3 protein-coding genes are annotated in these 5481 nt (G+C 59.2%); 2 read left to right on the forward strand and 1 reads right to left on the reverse strand.

Annotated features, from left to right (window positions below; genetic code table 11):
• Positions 1 to 2068: hypothetical protein (locus ABX749_RS19870; RefSeq protein WP_372897505.1), on the forward strand; the 2068-nt coding region annotated here is incomplete at its 5' end.
• A 14-nt stretch (positions 2069 to 2082) separates the two neighbouring features.
• Positions 2083 to 4542 (forward strand): CehA/McbA family metallohydrolase, encoded by a 2460-nt coding sequence (locus tag ABX749_RS19875; RefSeq protein ID WP_372897506.1) that lies wholly within the window; start codon positions 2083 to 2085, stop codon positions 4540 to 4542.
• Between the two features lie 11 nt (positions 4543 to 4553).
• On the opposite strand, the gene ABX749_RS19880 is transcribed toward ABX749_RS19875, so the two are convergent.
• On the reverse strand, positions 4554 to 5481 hold a 928-nt coding region (locus ABX749_RS19880; protein WP_372897507.1), incomplete at its 5' end, for a hypothetical protein.

The following is a 5481-nucleotide window of genomic DNA, read 5'->3' on the forward strand; positions in this document are numbered from 1 at the left end:
CCGCGGTTGGTATTCCGGGGACACGCACCTGCACCGCACGATCGATGAACTGAAGAATGTGATCGTCGCGGAAGACTTGAATGTCGCATTGCCGCTGACGAACTGGGTGACGATCGCCGACCAGGCACCGCGTGCAGGAAACAAAAACCTGACGGACATCCCCGATGGGTTAGTCGTCGTCGATCCGACGCATGTGATTTGGCCGCGCAATACCGAATACGAAATCTTCACCGCCGCCGGACAGCGACACACCCTCGGTGCGTTGTTCGTGCTCGGACATCGAAACGGGCTGGAAACAGGCGTGCCCCCATGGCGACCGGTCGTCGAATCGGTCCGGTCCAGCGACCCGGGCGTGTTGTTCGACATGGACAAATTGGATTGGCCGTTCGCGATGGTGTTGCCAACGATCGTGCCCGATGCGTTGTACGAATTGTCCAACAACCACGTTTGGCGAACCGAATTCGCCTTTCGGAAATGGAACACGTCCGCCCCCGCGTACATGCAGCCTCCTCACGGTGCCAGCGAAGGGGGGCATCGTCAGTGGATCGACTACACCTTGGGTATGTACTACACGCTGCTGAATTGTGGTTTTCGCATGCCACCCTCAGCCGGAACCGCCAACGGAGTGCATCCGGTTCCGGCAGGGTTCGGTCGCGTTTACGTGCACCAACCCGACGGATTTGAGTTCGAAGGCTGGATGCGGGGATTGAAGGCGGGGCGGTCGTTCGTCACGACGGGGCCGATGCTGTACGCCCACGCCGCAGGACAAGATCCCGGACACGTTTTCCGATTCAGCGAACCACAAACGATTCCGCTCGCGATCGACATTCTCTCGCAGACCAAGTTGTCCTACGGGGAACTGCTGATCAACGGTCGCCCAGAAACACTGCTTCGACCGCAAAACCAAGTCACGTCCGATGGAGCCTTTCGATCGGCGTTTTCCATCGACGTCTTGCCGAAACGATCGGGATGGTTTGCGGTCCGGTTTTGGGAACCCCACGAGGACGGGCAATCGCGATTCGTCCACTCGGCACCCTGGTACGTCGAGATCGGCGATGCCCCCGTTCGCCCGATGGCCCATGAGAAACGTTACCTGATCTCTCGGGTCGAAAACGAAATGCGTCGCAGTCGGGGCATCGTTCCCGATGCCGCGATGCAAGAATACGAGCGAGCGCTGGCGTTCTATCAATCTCTGGACGTGCACGACGATACGGCCGACGTGGCGGCCGAGGCGAGACAATCCGAAGGACAACCACTCGAACGCTGGCTGGACAACATGATCCTCGATCACCGCTTTGACGTCGATGAAGTCAGGCGGGCGACCGGACTGTCAACCGCAGACGTCGTCACCGCGATGCAGCGGCGCGCCGACGAACGGCCCCAATCCGGATTCCGCATCTTGCCCTATCCCGGTGGCCGACATCCGCGGATCGGGTTTCTCGACGGAGCGATTCGGCCGCAACGTGAAACGAAGGTCAGCGTGTTCACCCCCTGGGCCGACGGAGGCTACGTGGTCGTCGATGTGCCCGAAGCGGTGTTCTCGAATCTGGGGCTGACCTATTTGGCACACGAACACATCCCGACGATCTGGACCGAGCAAGACATCGATCTGCCACGCTTGGAATGGTCACGCGATGGCGACACGCTGAACGTCCAGCGAAAGCTGCCCGGTGGGATCGTGATCGAAAGTCATGTGACCGAACAAGCCGGTGCAGCCAAGATGGAATTAAAACTGACCAACGGCACCCGGGAAAAATTGACGGGATTGCGCGTCCAAGTCTGTGTGATGCTCAAGGGTGCCGTCGGGTTCAACGCACAGGAGCAACTTGAGAGCGTGACGGCACCGCCCTTTGTCGCGATTGGTGCCGAAAACTCAAACCGCTGGATCATCACGGCGTGGCAACCGAACCACCGTGTCTGGACCAACCCGCCGGTGCCCTGCATCCACTCCGACCCGATCTTTCCCGACTGTGAACCCGACCAGACGGTCACCGTCAGCGGCGGATTGTGGTTTTACGAAGGCGACGAGATCCAAAGCGAACTCAAGCGTTTGGCCGATCAACCCTAATCAGGTGGAATCACATGAAAGCGATCATGATTGCGCTGTGCTCGGCGATCGTTACGGTCACGTCGTTCGCGGCAGACTCCGTGCCCACGGTGCCCGTCGACGGGCAACCCCTGGGCGCCAACATCACGCGGTTGATCGAGGCACTGGAATACCTGGGACAGCCGCTCGATGACGAGATCGCCCGTTCACTTCGGGCCGCCGCGAAACAGCGTGATGCTGCGGCGCTGCAAGAAATCCTCGACGACCACGTGCTGTTCGTCGTCTCGTTGAATCCGGAGGTGCGTGTCAAGGTTGCACGTGGGCCGGCAACGGCGAAACTGCAGCAAGCCGGTTACACCTGTCACATCGTCAAGGTGCTCAACAACAGCACGGTGACCCGTTCGCTACGCATCATGAGTCCCCAAGCCGGACCGGTTTATGCCGGTGCGGCGGAAGCGATCTTGAAGCGTCAGGCGCAAACCGAACTCAAAGAAAACGAAAACACCGATCGCGCCACCGATCGTTTCCTGGAACTGGAAATGTACAACGCCCAACCGATGTCAGCGCAGTTGAGCGGTCTGGAAGTCGAGTACGCGTTGGCGATGATCTATTGCAGCGAAAGCGGTCAACGCGAAGCGACGATCGGGTTTGACGTCGGGGCCGGCACCCAAGACATCGGGTTCCGCGGTGAGTTGCCCGTCTTGTTTGACGTCCGGCCGGCCCAACCGCTGACGCTGCGGATCAAAGATATTGACGGCGCGCCGACGACCGCGCGATTGACGTTTCGCGACAAACTGGGGCATGTGTATCCGCCCCAAATGAAACGGCTCGCCCCCGATTTTTTCTTCCAGCCACAGATCTATCGCGGCGACGGCGAGACCGTTTTGCTGCCCAACGTGGAATTGGAAGTGACCTACAACCGAGGCCCGGAGTACAAGAACGTCACGACAACCGTTGCGTTGCAGGATCCATCCATCGATGAACTGTCGTTGCAACTTCAGCGCTGGGTCAACCCGATGGCGTTCGGGTTTTATTGCGGCGACCACCACATCCATGGAGCGGGGTGTTCGCATTACGACAACCCGACCCAAGGCGTGACGCCCCGCGACATGTTCGCCCAGGTCAAGGGTGAAGGATTGAACGTCGGTTGCGTGCTCACTTGGGGGCCGTGCTTTGAGTACCAACGCCGTTACTTTTCACCGATCGCCGACACGGTCAGTGAGCCGACGACGATCCTGAAGTATGACTTGGAAATCAGCGGCTTCGGCTCGGCGGCGCTCGGACACGTTTGCCTGTTGCGGCTAGACGACCAGACCTATCCCGGATCCGGCGGCACCAAGGAGAAGGGCTGGCCGACGTGGACGGTTCCCGTCATGCGTTGGGCTAAACAGCAAGGCGGCGTGACCGGCTACCCGCACTCGGCGATGCACGTCAATCCCGGCGCCGCGGCCCAGCGGATGATCCGGCGCTACGATCGTGATCAGGACCAGTTCCTGAGCCGTGCGGAAACGTCAGACGCGCTGCTGCCAAAACCGTTTCCCAAAACGGACATCGACGGCAATGGAAAGCTGGACTTGAGCGAACTCGCCCAAACGATCGACGCGGCGGCTGATGAGATCCCCAATTGGTGCGTACCGGAAATGAACGGCGCCGGCGCGATGGAAATCTGCGTCAGCACGGCCGAGGGCGTTTGCGATTTCATCAGCGCGATGGACACCGAACGCATCCCGGAATGGAACACCTGGTATCACCTGCTCAATTGCGGGTTCCCATTGAAACTGAGTGGCGAAACCGATTTCCCCTGCATGAGCAGCCGGCGAGTCGGTCAAGGGCGGGTGTATGTTCAATTGGGCGATCCCCAGAACTTTAATTTTGACAGCTGGTGCGAAGGGTTGCGACGAGGCCAGTCTTATGTGTCCGATGGATTTGCACACGCGTTGCAGTTCTCCGTCGATGGTCAGACGCCGGGCAACAACGATGTAACACTGGACGTCCCCGCGTCGGTGTCGATCGAAGCCAAAGTCGCGTTCGCGGCCGAACAGCCCAATGCGGTCGCGTACGGCGGAATCATGCCGTCGGGCGGACGCCGGGTCGTCGGAGACACGCGACTGTTGCACGCGCCGCGAGAGTCCGGAATCCAGCGAGGCGGGAACCGTATGGTGGAGATCATCGTCAACGGCAACGTCGTCGATTCACGTGAAATTCCCGCCGATGGCCAGATTCACGACCTGCATTTCCGCATCCCGATCAAACAGAGCAGCTGGGTGGCGCTGCGTCAGTTTCCCCAACTGCACACCAACCCCGTCAACGTGATCGTCGCCGGCAAGCCGATTCGGGCGTCCCGCGCCAGTGCCCGTTGGTGCGAGGAGACGATTCACTTGCTATGGAAAAACCGCGAGCGATTCATCGCCGAAGATGAACGCCCCGAAGCGCGAGAGACGTACGACCGGGCGATCGAAACCTACCGAAAGATCGCCGCCGAAACGGCGTTGTAAGGCATGCATGACTACTGACTGAGCAAATCGCTGGCGTGGATGTGGACATACGCATCGAACCAGTCTTGGCGAGTGGGCAGGTCATCCGTCGTGAGTTCGTTGGATTCCACTTTGCTCCGCTTCCAACGGACTTGTGCGGGCGTCATCGATTCCCAATCGACTGAAACGACGCTCAGGTCGCTCTGTTTGAACAGTTGTTGCACCGCGTTGTAACCGTCCGCCGTTTCTTTCTGCAGCCGTTCCAGTTGCGGGGTGAGTGTTTTGGCCAATCGCAATGGCCGCACCAATCGCAATAATTCCACGATCGGATCGGAGTGCCGGAAATCACGCGTCGTGCTGACACTGATGTGTGAGACCCAGCTCTCCGGATAATTCCGCACCGCGAATTGACCGGGGGTGTGCCCGTTGAAGTAGGGATCGCCGAGTGGCGGATACGCATTGCTCCATTCCAGGCGGTTCGTTTCTTCAAATCGTTTGACGATTGCCTCGGTCAACGATTTATCACCACTGACGCGCGACGCAAATTCAAGATGTTTGTCCTGTTTCAGCCGCAGGACCGCTAGTGCGGCGGACAAATCAACCGGTTCTGTTTCATCGTCGGCAATCAATTGTTTGCAGAGGTCGAAGATCAGTTCGCCGGTCCAACCGCCTTCCGTTTCCCAGACCCAATTGCCCAACCAAAACATCGGTGAGATCAGGGGATCATCCGAGAGTGTCACTTCCCGCAGACGGTCACGCAGTTGTTTCCGCAACGTTGCGTCGTAGTTGGGATCAAAGGCGATCGCCACGCAGTAATCACGTGCCTCGTTGACCAGCTGAACATGACCGTCGGGGACCAGCACACTCTGCAGAATCCAGCGGCAAATCGCTTCGTGCGTTTCGATATCGTCGCTTGCGATCCGACTCGCATCGATCATTTTCGCAGCCCACTGCGGATCG

The organism is Stieleria sp. (genome assembly GCF_041595215.1).
GTDB lineage: Bacteria > Planctomycetota > Planctomycetia > Pirellulales > Pirellulaceae > Stieleria > Stieleria magnilauensis.